The organism is Arthrobacter sp. 05T410, from assembly GCF_056396505.1.
Genome location: NZ_JBFTLP010000001.1, coordinates 85,994 through 101,889 on the forward strand (window position 1 = coordinate 85,994; position 15,896 = coordinate 101,889).

The 15,896-nt window shown below is 66.9% G+C and carries 13 protein-coding genes; 9 read left to right on the plus strand and 4 right to left on the minus strand.

The genetic code is table 11. The features are described from left to right. Window positions 1-67: 67 nt before the first annotated feature. On the minus strand, window positions 68-2,020 hold the full coding sequence (locus AC1DFR_RS00395) for a M13 family metallopeptidase (protein WP_476872447.1): 1,953 nt from the start codon (window positions 2,018-2,020) through the stop codon (window positions 68-70). Window positions 2,021-2,272: 252 nt separating this feature from the next. On the opposite strand from AC1DFR_RS00395, the gene leuA reads away from it, so the two are divergent. The 3 genes from leuA (at window position 2,273) to AC1DFR_RS00410 (ending at window position 5,848) form a co-directional block, all read left to right on the plus strand. Beyond that, window positions 2,273-4,012 carry a 2-isopropylmalate synthase gene (leuA, locus tag AC1DFR_RS00400; RefSeq protein ID WP_476872448.1) on the plus strand — a complete coding sequence of 580 codons (1,740 nt, stop codon included), beginning with the start codon at window positions 2,273-2,275 and terminating at the stop codon, window positions 4,010-4,012. 211 nt (window positions 4,013-4,223) lie between these two features. Continuing rightward, window positions 4,224-4,976, plus strand: coding sequence for a DNA repair protein RecO (recO, locus tag AC1DFR_RS00405; protein WP_476870883.1), 753 nt, complete (start codon window positions 4,224-4,226; stop codon window positions 4,974-4,976). Between the two features lie 20 nt (window positions 4,977-4,996). After that, the gene (locus AC1DFR_RS00410) at window positions 4,997-5,848 is read left to right on the plus strand and encodes an isoprenyl transferase (RefSeq protein WP_476849340.1); all 852 of its coding nucleotides are present in this window, start codon (window positions 4,997-4,999) and stop codon (window positions 5,846-5,848) included. A 6-nt stretch (window positions 5,849-5,854) separates the two neighbouring features. On the opposite strand, the gene AC1DFR_RS00415 is transcribed toward AC1DFR_RS00410, so the two are convergent. Next, window positions 5,855-6,826, minus strand: coding sequence for an alpha/beta hydrolase (locus AC1DFR_RS00415; RefSeq protein WP_476849260.1), 972 nt, complete (start codon window positions 6,824-6,826; stop codon window positions 5,855-5,857). A 36-nt stretch (window positions 6,827-6,862) separates the two neighbouring features. Next, a complete protein-coding gene (locus AC1DFR_RS00420; RefSeq protein WP_476872449.1) occupies window positions 6,863-8,557 on the minus strand; it encodes an FAD-binding dehydrogenase in 1,695 nt (564 codons plus the stop codon). Window positions 8,558-8,732: 175 nt separating this feature from the next. On the opposite strand from AC1DFR_RS00420, the gene AC1DFR_RS00425 reads away from it, so the two are divergent. Then, window positions 8,733-9,806 (plus strand): quinone-dependent dihydroorotate dehydrogenase, encoded by a 1,074-nt coding sequence (locus AC1DFR_RS00425; RefSeq protein WP_476872450.1) that lies wholly within the window; start codon window positions 8,733-8,735, stop codon window positions 9,804-9,806. A gap of 101 nt (window positions 9,807-9,907) precedes the next feature. Here the strand turns inward: AC1DFR_RS00425 and AC1DFR_RS00430 are convergent, their stop codons facing one another. Then, on the minus strand, window positions 9,908-10,507 hold the full coding sequence (locus AC1DFR_RS00430; protein WP_223917351.1) for a DUF3043 domain-containing protein: 600 nt from the start codon (window positions 10,505-10,507) through the stop codon (window positions 9,908-9,910). Between the two features lie 106 nt (window positions 10,508-10,613). On the opposite strand from AC1DFR_RS00430, the gene AC1DFR_RS00435 reads away from it, so the two are divergent. The 5 genes from AC1DFR_RS00435 (at window position 10,614) to AC1DFR_RS00455 (ending at window position 15,813) form a co-directional block, all read left to right on the plus strand. After that, entirely contained in the window at window positions 10,614-12,044 is a 1,431-nt protein-coding gene (locus tag AC1DFR_RS00435) for a M20/M25/M40 family metallo-hydrolase (RefSeq protein WP_476872451.1), read from the plus strand. Between the two features lie 169 nt (window positions 12,045-12,213). Continuing rightward, window positions 12,214-12,603 (plus strand): HesB/IscA family protein, encoded by a 390-nt coding sequence (locus tag AC1DFR_RS00440; RefSeq protein ID WP_028276724.1) that lies wholly within the window; start codon window positions 12,214-12,216, stop codon window positions 12,601-12,603. Between the two features lie 207 nt (window positions 12,604-12,810). Beyond that, window positions 12,811-13,683 (plus strand): aa3-type cytochrome oxidase subunit II, encoded by an 873-nt coding sequence (gene ctaC / locus AC1DFR_RS00445; protein WP_028276725.1) that lies wholly within the window; start codon window positions 12,811-12,813, stop codon window positions 13,681-13,683. A gap of 10 nt (window positions 13,684-13,693) precedes the next feature. Further along, window positions 13,694-15,415 (plus strand): aa3-type cytochrome oxidase subunit I, encoded by a 1,722-nt coding sequence (ctaD, locus tag AC1DFR_RS00450; RefSeq protein ID WP_223917347.1) that lies wholly within the window; start codon window positions 13,694-13,696, stop codon window positions 15,413-15,415. Then, window positions 15,412-15,813, plus strand: coding sequence for a cytochrome c oxidase subunit 4 (locus AC1DFR_RS00455; protein ID WP_018773077.1), 402 nt, complete (start codon window positions 15,412-15,414; stop codon window positions 15,811-15,813). Before ctaD ends, AC1DFR_RS00455 begins: the two co-directional genes overlap by 4 nt. Window positions 15,814-15,896 lie beyond the last annotated feature (83 nt).

Sequence of the window (15,896 nt, forward strand, 5' to 3'; positions counted from 1 at the left end):
TGTATTCACGCAAGCGTGTAAGCAAAGCCCTCCCGGCTGGGTCGGTGCCAGTGACCGGGCCCCCGGGTCACCAGATGCTGACGCGCTCCTGCGGTGCCATCCACATGCCGTCCTGGTCCGTGACGCCGAATGCCGCATGGAAGGCGTCGAGGTTCTTGGCGATGGCGTTCGTGCGGAACTCATTTGGGGAGTGCGGATCCGTCGCCAGCCGGCGGATGGCCTCTTCGGTCCGGATGACCTGCCGCCACCCCGCGGCCCAGGACGCGAAGAAACGCTGCACCCCGGTCAGGCCATCGAGCACCGGCGGTTCCTGCCCGTCGAGGCTGATCAGGTAGGCCTTGTAGCCGATGGTGAGCCCGCCCAGGTCGCCGATGTTCTCGCCCAAGGTCAGCTTGCCGTTGACCGTGTGGCCGGGGGCTGCCGTGGGGGAAAGGGCATCGAACTGCGCCACGAGCCGGGCGGCCAGCGCCTCGAACGCGGTGCGGTCATCCTCCGTCCACCAGTTGCGCAGCAGGCCGCTGCCGTCGTACTGCGAGCCCTGGTCATCGAAGCCGTGGCCGATTTCATGGCCGATCACGGCACCGATGCCGCCGTAGTTGACGGCGTCATCGGCGTCGGCAGTGAAGAACGGGGGCTGCAGCATGGCCGCAGGGAACACGATCTCGTTCAGGAGCGGATGGTAGTAGGCGTTGACCGTCTGGGGCGTCATCAGCCACTTCTCGCGGTCCACGGGCTTGCCGACCTCGTCGAGGTGGCGGTCGACGTCGGCGCTGTGCGCGCGCTCCACATTCCCCAGCAGATCGGCGGGGTCGATCTCCACCGCGGAGTAGTCGATCCACTTGTCCGGGAAGCCGATCTTGGCGCGGAAGGAGTCCAGCTTCTTCAGGGCCTCGAGCTTGGTTGCCTCGCCCATCCAGGTCAGCCCGGTGATGGACTCGCGGTACGCCTCGATCAAGTTGGCCACGAGGGTCTGCATGCGCGCCTTGTGCCCCTCCGGGAAGTGTCCGGCCACGTAGATCTGCCCGACCGCCTCACCCAGGGCCGCCTCGACCACCGCGACGCCGCGCTTCCAGCGGTCCTTGATCCGCGGCGTACCGCTCAGGGTGGTGCCATAGAACGCGAAGTTCGCGTCCACGAACCCGGAAGACAGGTACGGGGCGGCCGCGCTGACCACGCGCATGGCGAGCCATTCCTGCCAGATCGCCAGCGGTTCGGAATCCAGCAGCGAGGCCGCGCCGGAGAAGAAGTCGGGGGTGCTCACCACCAGCTCGGCGCGCTTCTCCGGCTCGATGCCGGCCGCGTCGAACCAGTCCGCCAGCAGGGGGAACAGCTCCGCGGCTTCTGCGGCGGACTTCAAGTTGTACGTCTTTTGCGGATTCCGCAATGTCACGTTGTCCCAGTGGTGCGAAGCCAGCGCAGTTTCCAGAGCCACCACGCGTCCGGCAGCCCCCTCAGGGTCGGCAACCTCCGCGAGGCCCAGCATGGCCCCCACGTGTGCACGGTAGGCCTGGACCATCGGGGCGAACTTCGCTTCCCGGTAATAAGACTCATCCGGCAGGCCGAGGCCGCCCTGGCCCGTGTAGAGCAGGACCCGGTCCGGGTTTCCGGCATCCGGGGCGGGGTAAATATAAAAGAGCCCGGACACATCGGCGCGGAACAGCCGTCCGGCCAGCGCCACGAGTTCGGGCACCGACGTCGTCGCGAACACCTGCGCCAGCCGCGCCCGGAGCGGGTCCAGGCCCTTGGCCTCGACCGCCGCTTCGTCCATGAAGCTGTTGTACAGGTCCCCGATCTTGCGCTCGATGCCGGTCGCCTCCGCACCGCGTGCGGCGGCCTGCTCGATGATCTCCTTCACCGCGAGCTCCGACGCGTCGCGCAAGGCGGTGAAGGTGCCCTCCAGCGGTCGGTCGTCCGGGATGACCGTAGTGTTGAGCCAGCCGCCATTCACATGCTGGTACAGGTCATCCTGCGGGCGGACGCTGGCGTCGATGGTGGACAGATCGATCCCCGAAAGTGGCACGGATGCTCCTTTGAGAGGCAGTCCGGCCCGGAGCGTTTGCCGGCGCGCGGTCTGCATGGTGGACGTTACGGTGGTCTGGCTCCTTCATCTTACGCACCCGTGTTACTGTGAAAAGGTGCGCGCAGAACTGCTCCTTCTTAGCTGCCGCGGCGAGGCCTCAGACGCGATCTAGCGCAAGGCCCACCCTCGCTGCGGAGTTTGTGTTGCCCGGCCACCCTTTCACCAAGAATCACAGAAAAGGCCCCGATTGTAATGCGAAACGCACAGAAGCCCTCAGGAATGCCGGTCCACCGTTACATCCCGTTCCAGGACCAGATCACCGTTGAACTGCCGGACCGCACCTGGCCGGACAAAGTCATCACCAAGGCCCCGCGCTGGTGCGCCGTGGACCTGCGCGACGGCAACCAGGCCCTCATCGATCCCATGAGCCCGGCCCGCAAGCTGAAGATGTTCGACCTGCTGGTCCGGATGGGCTACAAGGAGATCGAGGTCGGGTTCCCCTCGGCATCGCAGACGGACTTCGACTTCGTCCGGCAGCTGATCGAGGGCAACCACATCCCCGACGACGTCACGATCCAGGTGCTGACCCAGGCCCGCGAACACCTGATCGATCGGACCTATGAGTCCCTGGTCGGGGCGAAGCAGGCAATCGTCCACCTCTACAACTCCACGTCCGTCCTGCAGCGCCGCGTGGTCTTCAACCAGGACGAGGACGGCATCCTCGACATCGCCCTGCAGGGTGCGCGGCTGTGCAAGAAGTACGAGGAAACCCTCGCCGATACGCACATCACCTACGAATACTCGCCCGAGTCCTTCACCGGCACCGAGCTGGAGTACGCCATCCGGGTCTGCAACGCGATCGCCGACGTCTTCGAGGCCTCGGCGGACCGTCAGGTCATCATCAACCTGCCCGCTACCGTGGAAATGGCCACCCCCAATGTCTACGCCGACTCCATCGAGTGGATGAGCCGGAATCTGCACCCGCGCGAAGGCATCATCCTGTCCCTGCACCCGCACAACGACCGCGGCACCGGCGTCGCCGCCGCCGAGCTGGGCTACCTGGCCGGGGCAGACCGGATCGAAGGCTGCCTCTTCGGCAACGGCGAGCGGACCGGCAACGTGGACCTCGTGACCCTGGGCCTGAACATGTTCGTCCAGGGCATCGACCCGATGATCGACTTCTCCGACATCGACGAAATCCGCCGCACGGTGGAGTACTGCAACCAGCTGCCGGTGGCCGAGCGGTCCCCGTACGGCGGAGACCTCGTCTTCACGGCATTCTCCGGCTCGCACCAGGACGCAATCAAGAAGGGCCTGGAGGCCCTCGAAAAGGACGCGGCCGCGGCGGGCAAGGACGTGGCCGACTATACCTGGCAGGTCCCGTACCTGCCGGTGGACCCGAAGGACCTCGGCCGGAGCTACGAGGCGGTCATCCGGGTCAACTCGCAGTCCGGCAAGGGCGGCGTCGCCTACCTGCTCAAGAACGAGCACAGCCTGGACCTGCCGCGCCGCGCCCAGATCGAGTTCTCCGGCGTCATCCAAAAACGGACCGACACGGTCGGCGGAGAAGTGAGCGGACCCCAGCTGTGGCAGGTTTTCCAGGACGAATACCTGCCCTCGGGCTCTGCCGACACGCAGTGGGGCCGCTACGCCCTCGGTTCGATCAGCACCGAGACGGACGAAGACGGCGACATGACCCTGACCGCCGCCCTGAAGATCGACGGGACCCAGGTCCGCCGGACCGGGACCGGGAACGGCCCCATCGCGGCCCTGCTGAGCATCCTGCGCGAGGACGGCGTGGACGTCCGGGTCCTGGACTACAGCGAACACGCACTCTCCGAGGGCGGCAGCGCCCTGGCCGCCGCGTATGTCGAATGCGCCGTGGGGGAGCGCGTGCTCTGGGGCGTGGGGATCGATGCCAACACGAGCACATCAGCCCTCAAGGCCGTCATCTCGGCCGTGAACCGCGCCATCCGGGACGCCCGCGCCTGATCCGTCGCTGCTCGATTCGTCCCCGCCTGATCCGTCCGCGCCTGATCCGTCCCCGGACGGGCAGGCACTGGCGAACCAATGTATGACTGCGCCGCCGGAACACTCCGGCGGCGCAGTATTTTGCCTCAGTCATTTACCTCAGTCTTTTACCGTTCTGCCTCGGCGGCGCTGCCCATGCCGTGATTCCGTAAAGACAGTGCGAAGATTAACTGTGGTCCAACAATCCTTTGCAGCGCGTGCCTACCGTGATGACGCCGTCGTGCTGCGCACCCACAAGCTGGGCGAGGCCGACCGGATCATCACCCTGCTGACCAAGCACCACGGCCAGGTGCGGGCGGTGGCCAAGGGGGTCCGGCGCACCAGCAGCCGGTTCGGCGCCAGGCTGGAACCGTTCATGGTGGCCGATCTCCAGCTGATTTCCGGGCGCACCCTGGACGTCGTCACGCAGGCCGTGGCCAAGGGCGCCTACGGCGGGAACATCGCCGCGGACTATGGCCGGTACACGGTGGCGGCCGCCATGACCGAGACGGCGGAGAAGCTCACCGACGTCGACGGCGAAGCCGGCACCGCCCAGTACAACCTGCTGGTGGGGGCCCTCGCCTCCCTGAGCCGGGGCGACCACGCACCCGAACTCATCCTGGATTCCTACCTGCTCCGCGCCCTCGCGACCGGCGGCTGGGCGCCCAGCTTCACCGACTGCGCCCGGTGCGGTGTGCCCGGGCCGCACACCGCCTTTTCCGCGCCGCTCGGCGGCATGGTCTGCCACGGGTGCCGGCCGCCGGGATCGCCCGCGCCAGCCCCGGAGACAGTGCTCCTCATGGGTGCCCTGCTCACCGGAAACTGGACGACGGCGGATGCCTCCGCGTCCGTCCACCGCCGGGAAGCGGCAGGCCTGGTAGCCAGCTACCTCCAGTGGCACCTGGAACGAGTCCTGAAATCCCTCAAACATGTGGAGCGAACGTAAAAGTGGCATTGGGAAGAAGCCTGGGAAAGAACCTGGAGAAAAGCCAGACGAAACAGTCCAACGGTCCGCGGCGGACCACCCCGGTGGTGGCTCCCTACCCGCACCCGTCCGGCGCTGTTCCGCCCGCGATTCCCGCGGAGTTCATCCCGCGGCATGTGGCGATCGTCATGGACGGCAACGGGCGCTGGGCGAACCAGCGCGGCCTGCCCCGGATCGAGGGCCACAAAGCAGGGGAGCCTGCCCTGCTGGACGTCATGGCCGGCGCGATCGAGCTGGGGATCGAATACGTCAGTGTGTACGCCTTCTCCACCGAGAACTGGCGGCGGTCCCCTGAGGAGGTGCGCTTCCTGATGGGCTTCAACAAGGACGTCCTGCGCCGGCAGCGGAACCAGCTCGATGAATGGGGGGTACGGATCCGCTGGTCCGGGCGGCGCCCGAAGCTGTGGGGCTCGGTGATCCGCGAACTCGAAGAGGCCGAGGACTACACCCGGGGCAACAGCACCTGCACCTTGAACATGTGCGTCAACTACGGCGGACGGGCCGAGATCGCCGACGCCGTCTCCGCGATCGCGGAGGAAGTGGCCCAGGGCCGGCTGAAGCCGGGGGCCATCACCGAGCGGACCATCCAGAAGTTCCTCGACGAGCCGGACCTGCCCGACGTGGACCTGTTCCTGCGCAGTTCCGGGGAACAGCGGCTCTCCAACTTCATGCTCTGGCAGTCGGCCTATGCCGAGTTCGTGTTCATGGACACCCTGTGGCCGGACGTGGACCGGCGGACGCTGTGGGATGCCGTCGAGATCTATGCACAGCGGGACCGCCGCTACGGTGGAGCCATCGACGCCGCTCCCGCCGCGGGCGGCCAGGTCAGCTGATCCGCGTCAGTCGTAGACGTACGCCCTGATCCACCGGGACAGCCGGGCATAGGCGTCCGCGCGGACCCGCGGGGCGGAGAGGAAGACGTCATGCAGGGCGCCGTCAATCCGCTCCAGCGTCACGGTGCGGCCCAGGCTGAGCGCGCGGAGGGCGATTGTGTTCACGTCCAGGACCGCGTCCGTGCGGCGCATGGACTCCTTCCAGAACATCCCGTTGGCGCTGGCGCCCGAGATGAGCACCAGGATGGGCACATCGATGTTCAGGCCACGCGCCACCTTGGACTGCCCGGCGAGCACGGCGCTGAGCCAGCCGGCGCGGACCGGAAAGGCGTGCGGCGGACGGTAGGCATCGTCCAGGGCCCATTCGCCTTCCGCGGCGCTGCTGATGCTGCGCCAGTAGAAGGCCCGCTCAGGCAGCCGGATCACCGACTCCGGCCAGAACCGGGCGAACGGCTCCACCATGGTCCGCGCGGCCCGGCGCAGGGCGGGGCTGCCGTGGACTTCCAGCCATGGGCTGTCCAGGACCAGTTGTGACACCATCCCCGGATGCCGGTCGGCCCACAGCGCCGCGATCAGGCCGCCGGTGGAGTGTCCCATCAGCGTCACCTGCGGCGCCGCACCGTCCGGCCTGAGGGAACCGATGATCCCGAGCGCTGCAGTGATCTCGGCGTCGTAGTTGTCCAGGTCCGCGACGTAGCCGCCGTGGGTGCCCGGACGCAGGCTGCGGCCATGGTTGTGCATGTCGAGGGCGAAAAACTCAAACCCCTGCCCCGCCCAGAATTCCGCGAGCTCCTCATTGAAGAAGTAGTCACTCCAGCCGTGCAGGAACAGCACCGCCCGGGCCGGCAGCGCCGATGGTGCCGGCGGGAGCGGGGTATGGCGGACCAGGGTGGCAGTGCGCAGCACACCGTCAGGGCTGACGGCCTCAAAGGTGCACGCCTGGAAATCATCCCCGAGAATGTCGGTCCGCCACTGCATCGACTTTCCTCCTGTGTTGCTGAGAGCCTGCCCGGACTAGGACGCGGACGCAGCGGCCCGGCCCGCGGAACGTCCGGAGAAGAGGCATCCGCCCAGGAACGTTCCCTCGAGGGCCCGGTAGCCGTGGATTCCGCCGCCGCCAAACCCTGCGGCTTCACCGGCCGCGAACAGCCCGGGCACGGGCTGCCCGGCGGCATCCAGGACCCGCGACTGCAGGTCCGTCTGCACACCGCCAAGGCTCTTGCGCGTCAGGACCGAGAGCCGGACGGCGAGCAGGGGACCGTGCCGCGGATCCAGCAGCCGGTGCGGCGGGGCGACCCTCATGATCTTGTCGGTGGCGAAACGCCGCGCTGCCCGGATCGCCGCCAGCTGCGGATCCTTGCCCATCCCGCTGGCAAACTGCCGGTCCCGGTCGCGGATCAGCTGCTCCAGGGCAGCGGGGTCGATGAGCTGCCCGCCCGTCAGATCGTTCATCTGCCCGGCGAGCCCGGCGGGGTCCGCTGCCTGCAGGAAGTCGACCCCGCGGTCCAGGAACCGCTGCAGCGGTGTATCGCTGCCGGGCTTCAGCCGTGAGACCAGCCGACGGACGTCCTTGCCCGTGAGATCCGGGTTCTGCTCGGATCCTGACAGCGCGAACTCCTTCAGCGCGATGCTGCGGTTCAAGACGAACCATGAATGGGCATGTCCCGTGGCCAGGATGTGGCGCAGGGCGCCGAGCGAATCGAAACCCGGAAACAGGGGAGGCGGGAGCATCCGCCCCGTCGCGTCCAGCCACAGGGCCGACGGTCCGGGCAGGATCCGGATGCCGTGCCGCGGCCAGACCGGGGCATGGTTGTGGATACCCTCCGGGTAATGCCACATCCGGTCCCCGTTGATGAGGTGTCCGCCGGCGCGGCCCACGGCCGGGAGGAAGTCCCCGTCCACGGATGCCGGAACGCCACTCAACATCCGCTCCGGCGCCGCGCCGCCCGGCCATTGCTTGCGGACCACATCGTGGTTGCCGCCGATGCCGCCGGATGTCACCACCACGGCCGCGGCCGCAGCCTCGAAAGTACCGTCCAGGCGTCGGGAAGAGCTTTCGCCCCGGCCTGCGCCACTGGCTTCGAGCAGTTCGCCGCGCACGCCGCTCACCCGGCCCGCGGTTTTCACGAGCCCGGTGGCGCGGTGGCGGAAATGGAAGGACACGCGGCCGGCGGCTTCGCCTTCGCGCAGTTTGGCAAGGAAGGGGGCCACCAGCGCAGGGCCCGTGCCCCACGCGACATGGAAGCGCGGGACAGTGTTGCCGTGGCCGTCCGGGCCGTAGCCGCCGCGTTCGGCCCACTGCACCAGGGGAAACAGCCCGACGCCCAGCGAGGCGAGCCAGGCACGCTTCTCACCGGCGGCGAAGTTCACGTACGCCGCCGCCCACTCCTTTGCCAGGGCGTCCTGCGGCCGGTCGAATCCCGCGGACGCATGCCAGTCGGCGAGGGCCAGATCTTCGCTGTCCCGCACCCCTAGCCGCCGCTGTTCCGGAGTGTTGACCATGAAGAGGCCGCCGAAGGACCAGTGCGCCTGGCCTCCGACGGAGGCCTCGGGTTCTTGATCGAGCACCGCCACCCGGCGGCCGGCCGCATAGGCCTGGGCCGCGGCCACGAGCCCTGCCAGGCCGGCGCCGACCACCACAACGTCGGCCTCGATCCCGCGACCCGAAGCCCCACGGCCGCCCGTTCCGACACCCTCATTGCTGGTCATGGCTTCATGCTAACTCGCGTCGGAGCACTTCCGCCGCCGGGCCCGGGGCGCGGGGCGCCGCAGTCACAACCGCAGTCACAACGGGCAGTCACAACGGCAGTCACATCGGCAGTCACAAGCGTGCCGGCGCGCGCGCTGGTTTGGTCTGCGCGGCCCGAACCGGAAAACTAGAGGCATGCGCGTATATCCCACATTTTTCCGGCTGGCCTTCTCATGGATGGACGCCGAACGCGCCCATAAGATCGGGTTCAAGGCCATCCGCCTCGCCCACAGCTGCGGTGCCGGGCGGTTGCTGCAGAAGTTCACCGCCCCCGCAGCGTCGCTGCAGACCCAGGCGTTCGGCCTGACCTTTCCGTCCCCGTTCGGCCTTGCGGCCGGCTTCGACAAGGAGGGCCACGGCATCGAGGCGCTGGCGGAGCTCGGCTTCGGCCATGTGGAGGTCGGCACCATCACCGGCCAGGCCCAGCCCGGGAACCCGGCGCCGCGGCTGTTCCGCCTCGTGGAGGACAGGGCCGTCATTAACCGCATGGGATTCAACAACGACGGCGCCGCGGCGGTGGCCCCGCGCCTGAAGTCCGCCCGCGCCGCCCTGCAGCGCCAGCACCCCGGCGTCCGGCCCGTGATCGGGGTGAACATCGGCAAGAGCAAGGTGGTCGGGCTCGAGGATGCGGTGTCCGATTACCTGATCAGCGCGCGCAGCCTGGCCCCCGCAGCGGATTATCTCGTGGTGAACGTCAGCTCGCCCAACACCCCCGGGCTTCGGCTGCTGCAGGACGTGGAGACCCTGCGTCCGCTGCTGGCCGCAGTGGGGGAGGAGGCGGACAAGGCCGCCGGCCGCCACGTTCCCCTCCTGGTCAAGATCGCGCCCGACCTCAGTGATGAGGACATCGACGACGTCGCGCGCCTGGCGCTTGACCTGAAGCTGGACGGCATCATCGCCACCAACACCACGATCGCCCGCACCGGGCTCGCCTCCAGCCCCGACAAGGTCGAGGCGTGCGGAGCAGGAGGTCTTTCCGGGGCGCCCCTGAAGAAACGGTCCCTGGAGGTCCTGGCCCGGCTCAACTCCGTCACCGGCGGGGCGCTGACCCTGGTCTCGGTGGGCGGCGTCGAAACGGCACAGGATGTGCAGGAACGGCTGGACGCCGGCGCCACCCTCGTCCAGGGCTACACGGCGTTCCTTTACGAGGGGCCTTTCTGGGCCGCCCGCATCAACCGGCTGCTGGCCACCCACCCGAGCCGGCGCTAGACCTTACGCTGCGATCGGGCCCGGACCGGTCGCCGCAACCAAGAAGCCCCCGGCAGGTGACTGCCGGGGGCTTCTTGGTTGAAGAATCGTGGAAGGGAAGGTCAGGCGGGGAACTCGCCGCGCCGGACCTGGGGCTTGGGCAGGCGCAGGCGGCGGAACTGCAGGGAGCGCATGGAGCCGTACCAGACCGTGCCGCGCTCGACGTCGCCGAACTTTTCGCCGAGCCGTTTCTTGAGCTTGCGGGAGAGGATGAAGACGTCCACGAAGACCGCGAGGAACATGACCCAGAAGGCGCCCAGGACGTAGACCATCTGTGCGCTGGAGGCCGGCACGAGCAAGGAGATGATGACAAACAGCAGGGCGCCGAACATGAGGAACTCGCCAAGGCTGAAGCGGGCATCGACGAAATCACGGGCGAACCGCTTCTGCGGACCCTTGTCCCGCAGCGGCAGGAACTTCTCGTCACCGGTGTCCATGGCCTGCCGCATCTTGAGCCGCTGCTCCGTGACGGCGGCGCGCTCGGCCGCCTTGGAAGCCTTGCGGTCCTCCGGCACTAGGGGCCGCTTGCGGGCCGCCTCCTGGGCGCTGCGCTTGGGCGTGGGTGCGCCCTTGCCGGTCACGGCGCTACGGGCTGCTGCCTCGGATGCCTGCTGGTCAACTACGTCCTGCGCCGATGGCGCTTCCTTTTTACGTCCAAACACCCCTAAAGAATACCCCGCAGACACAGGCCCGAGACCCAGCCCACACGGCGCAGGCCCGGGCGTGACGCTGTTTGTAGTGATTCAGAGCACGGGTAGTGTTTTGGCCATGACTTCATCTACCGCGGGGAACCCGCAGACCACCATGGACCACGAGGGCACCATCGATGCCGAGGCCCTCCGCCAGGCCGTTGCCGAATCGTTCGACGAGACGATCGGCCAGCTGACGGACCTTGTCGCCATACCGGGCATCGCCTGGCCGAGCTTTGATCCTGCCCCGTTGAACCGCAGCGCCGACGCCGTCGCCAGCCTCGTGCGGGCCAGCGGCTTCGACGACGTCCGGATCCTCCGCTGCGACAAGGAAGACGGGACGCCCGGCGGGCCCGCCGTCGTCGCCCGCCGCCCGGCCGCGGAGGGCAAGCCGACAGTCCTGCTGTACGCCCACCACGACGTCCAGCCCACTGGCGATCTGGCACTCTGGGAAACCGACCCCTTTACCGCCGTCGAGCGCGACGGCAGGCTCTTCGGCCGCGGTGCCGCCGATGACAAGGCCGGCATCCTGGCGCACATCGCCGCCTACTCTGCGGTCACGCGGGTGCTCGGTGACGAACTGGGCCTGGGCGTGACGTTCTTCTTCGAGGGCGAAGAGGAAGCCGGCTCGCCAACGTTCCGGCAGTTCCTGGAAACCCACCGCGAGCTGCTCCGCGCGGACGTGATCGTCGTGGCCGACTCCAGCAACTGGAAGGTCGGCATTCCAGCGCTCACCACCAGCCTGCGCGGCCTGGTGGACGGCACCATCGAGGTCAAGGTCCTGGACCACGCCGTGCATTCGGGCATGTTCGGCGGCCCCGTGCTCGACGCCCCGACCCTGCTGTCCCGCCTGATCGCGACCCTCCACGACGACGAGGGCAGCGTTGCGATCAAGGGCCTGGTGAGCCGCGATGACGTGGTTGTCGACCTCACCGAGGAGGAGTACCGCGCCGACGCCTCCGTGATCGACGGCGTGAAGCTCGCCGGGACCGGCAGCATTGCCTCACGCATGTGGACCAAGCCCGCCCTGTCCATCATCGGCTTTGACGCCCCGGCCGTGGACGTAGCTTCCAACACCCTGCTGCCGCGGGCCCGGGCCAAGTTCAGCCTGCGCCTGGCCCCGGGTCAGGATCCGGCAGCCGCCATGGAGGCTGTCCGCCAGCACGTCGAAACCCACGCCCCGTTCGGCGCTGAGGTGGTGTTCACCCCGGGGGAGAGCGGCAACTCATTCCTGACGGACACGAGCTCGAAGGCCGCGTCCATGGCCATGTGGGCCCTGGGCGAAGCCTGGGGGGTGCCCGCCGTCGAAATGGGGATCGGAGGATCGATCCCCTTCATCGCGGACCTCACCGAGCTCTACCCGGACGTGCAGATCCTGGTCACCGGCGTCGAGGATCCCGATTCCCGAGCCCACAGCGCCAACGAATCGCTGCATCTGGGCGACTTCCGGAACGCAATTGTCGCCGAGGCCCTGCTGCTCGCGCGCCTGAACAACGAAGGCGCGCTCTAGCCCCCGCGCCCGGCGGGTCCCGGGGAACATCCAGCCGTCTCCCACGGTTACGTCAGAAGTTAGAGCTAGAGGGCTGCGCGAAGTAGCATGTAGCTATAGCCCATACCGTTTAAGTAGGGGCGGGCACCGTGCGAGCGGGGCCGCCACCACCGTTGCAAGAAGGTAGGCCATGAGCACTACAACCAATGAAAACAGCGCCGGCAACTCTGCCGCCGAGGCCGGCGAGCTGGCCACGCACGAGGTCATGCTGACCGACGTCGCGGCTGGAAAGGTCCGCAGCCTGCTGGAGCAGGAAGGCCGCACCGATCTGCGCCTCCGCGTTGCCGTGCAGCCCGGCGGTTGCTCCGGCCTGATTTACCAGCTCTACTTCGACGAGCGGCTGCTCGACGGGGATGCAGTGCGAGACTACGACGGGGTCGAAGTCGTCGTCGACAAGATGAGCGTTCCTTACCTCAGCGGTGCCAGCATCGATTTCGAGGACACAATCGCCAAGCAGGGCTTCACGATCGATAACCCGAATGCCGGCGGGTCCTGCGCCTGCGGAGATTCTTTCCACTAATTCCTTCCACTAAGGCCGGGCATTTTGCCCGGCCTTAGTGCCGCAGGATCCTCAACGAGCGGCGCCTACAAAAAGCTCCCGACGCACGGTGTGGACATGTGGGCGAAAACTCCCGGGGAGCGGTAAGCTCTACACCGAGTAGTAAAACTTTTCGTTTGCCCTGCCCGTAATTTGCGGGGCAACAGCAACAAGTAGGAAGGGCCGTCTGTGAGTTCGCAGAACCGAACCGGCAGCCGACGCAAACAGATCACTACGATCACTGGCTTGGCACTAGCCGGCGCGTTGGCTTTGACTGGATGTTCACCAGAGGTACAGAAGGGCTGGTTGCCCACCGAGCGTGGCACCACCAATCACACTGACCTCATCATGGACCTCTGGGTCAACTCATGGATTGCCGCGCTGGTCGTCGGCATCATCACCTGGGGCCTGATGATCTGGTGCATCGTCGCTTACCGGCGCCGCAAGGGCACCGTGGGCTTCCCGCGCCAGAACAGCTTCAACCTTCCGCTTGAAGTGTTCTACCTGACGATCCCGCTGTTCATGGTCCTGGTGTTCTTCTACTTCACCGACCGCGACCAGCAGTCGATCGATGACCGCTCAACGCCGGCCGACGTCGTCGTCGACGTCCGCGGCAAGCAGTGGGCGTGGGACTTCAACTACTTGAAGGGCAACGTCGTCACCGAGGACGTTCACGAAGCGGGCGTCCAGGCGCACCTGACCGGTAACGACGTGGACAAGAACAAGCTGCCCACCCTGTACCTGCCGGTCAACAAGTCGGTTGACCTCGAGCTCAACGCGCGCGACGTCATCCACTCCTTCTGGGTTCCTGCCTTCCTGCAGAAGCGCGACATGATTCCCGGCAAGACCAACTACATCCGGTTGACGCCCACCAGGGAAGGCACCTACGACGGTAAGTGCGCCGAACTCTGTGGCGAGTACCACTCCGAAATGCTGTTCCGCGTGAAGGTTGTCTCCGAGTCGGAGTTCCAGGCGCACATGAACCAGCTGCGCCAGGACGGGAACACCGGCCTGCTCGGTGAAGAGTACGACCGCAACCCGGCCCCGGCCGAAACCAAGTAAGGGGAGCGACGTGGCAACTTACACTCAATCCGCCGGGATCCTCGAGGCTCCCGTAGTACCGAAGTCCAAGGGACGCATCGTCGTCAACTGGATCACCTCGACCGACCACAAAACGATCGGGTACATGTACCTGATCGCGTCGTTCATCTTCTTCTGCTTCGGCGGCATCATGGCGCTGCTGATCCGTGCCGAGCTCTTCGAGCCCGGCATGCAGATCCTGCAGACCAAAGAGCAGTACAACCAGCTCTTCACCATGCACGGCACCGTCATGCTCCTGATGTTCGCGACGCCGCTGTTCGCCGGCTTCACCAACGTCATCATGCCGCTGCAGATCGGTGCCCCCGACGTCGCCTTCCCGCGACTGAACGCGCTGGCCTTCTGGTTCTTCCTCTTCGGCTCCACGATCGCCGTCTCCGGGTTCATCACCCCGCAGGGTGCCGCGTCGTTCGGCTGGTTCGCGTACGCGCCGCTGTCCAACACGACGTTCAGCCCCGGCGTGGGCGGTGACCTCTGGGTCTTCGGCCTGGCGCTCTCCGGCTTCGGCACCATCCTCGGCGCCGTCAACTTCATCACCACCATCATCTGCATGCGCGCCCCGGGCATGACCATGTGGCGGATGCCGATCTTCACCTGGAACGCCCTCGTGACCTCCATCCTGGTCCTGATGGCCTTCCCGCCGCTGGCCGCCGCGCTGTTTGCCCTCGGCGCCGACCGCCGGTTCGGTGCGCACATCTTCGATCCCGAGAACGGCGGCGCCGTCCTCTGGCAGCACCTGTTCTGGTTCTTCGGCCACCCTGAGGTGTACATCATCGCGCTGCCGTTCTTCGGCATCGTCTCGGAGATCTTCCCGGTCTTCAGCCGCAAGCCGATCTTCGGCTACAAGGGCCTGGTCTACGCGACCATCTCCATCGCCGCCCTGTCCGTGACTGTGTGGGCCCACCACATGTACGTCACCGGCTCGGTCCTGCTGCCGTTCTTCTCCTTCATGACGATGCTCATCGCCGTTCCGACCGGTGTGAAGTTCTTCAACTGGATCGGCACCATGTGGCGCGGTTCCATCACGTTCGAGACCCCCATGCTGTGGAGCATCGGCTTCCTGGCGACGTTCCTCTTCGGCGGCCTCACCGGCATCATCCTGGCCTCGCCGCCGCTGGACTTCCACGTCTCGGACTCCTACTTCGTGGTGGCGCACTTCCACTACGTGGTTTTCGGCACCGTCGTGTTCGCCATGTTCGCCGGGTTCTACTTCTGGTGGCCCAAGTGGACGGGCAAGATGCTCAACGAGCGCCTCGGCAAGATCCACTTCTGGATGCTGTTCCTGGGCTTCCACGGCACCTTCCTGATCCAGCACTGGCTCGGCGTCGAGGGCATGCCCCGCCGTTACGCCGACTACATGCCGCAGGACAACTTCACGTGGATGAACCAGTTCTCCACCATCGCCTCGTTCGTCCTCGGCGCCTCGCTGATTCCGTTCTTCTGGAACGTTTACATCACCTGGCGCAGCAACGAGCGTGTGGAAGTTGACGACCCGTGGGGCTTCGGTGCCTCGCTGGAATGGGCCACGTCCTGCCCGCCGCCGCGCCACAACTTCACCTCCCTGCCCCGCATCCGCTCCGAGCGTCCTGCCCTGGACCTGCACCACCCGGAGCTCTCCCAGTCCTACACCGCGGATTCGCCTGCTCCGGCAGCAGCGGCTCTCGGTAACGCCGACCAGAAGGACACCGCCAAGTGAAAATCGAATCAAGGATCTTTGGCTTCGGCGTCTTCTTCTTCGTGCCCGTTGCATTCATCTACGGATACCTGACCAACTGGACTGAATGGGTGGGCGCACTGGCCATCCTGCTGGTTGGCGGACTCGCCGGCATGATCGGCGCTTACCTCGGCTTCACCGGCCGCCGCGTGGGCATGCGCCCCGAGGACCGCAACGACGCCGAGATCCACGAAGGCGCCGGCGAGCAGGGACACTTCAGCCCCTGGAGCTGGTGGCCGCTGATGCTGGGCCTGTCCTGCGCCGCAGGGTTCCTCGGCCTGGCCGTGGGCTGGTGGATCGTCTTCATCGCCGGCGGGATGGCAGTGGTCGCACTGGTCGGCTGGGTTTACGAGTACAGCCGCGGTGACCACGCGCACTAGCGCCCACCCGGACTAAAAGTTCAGAACGCACGACGGCGGGCCCCACCATTGGTGGGGCCCGCCGTCGTTGTGTCTCGGTTCTT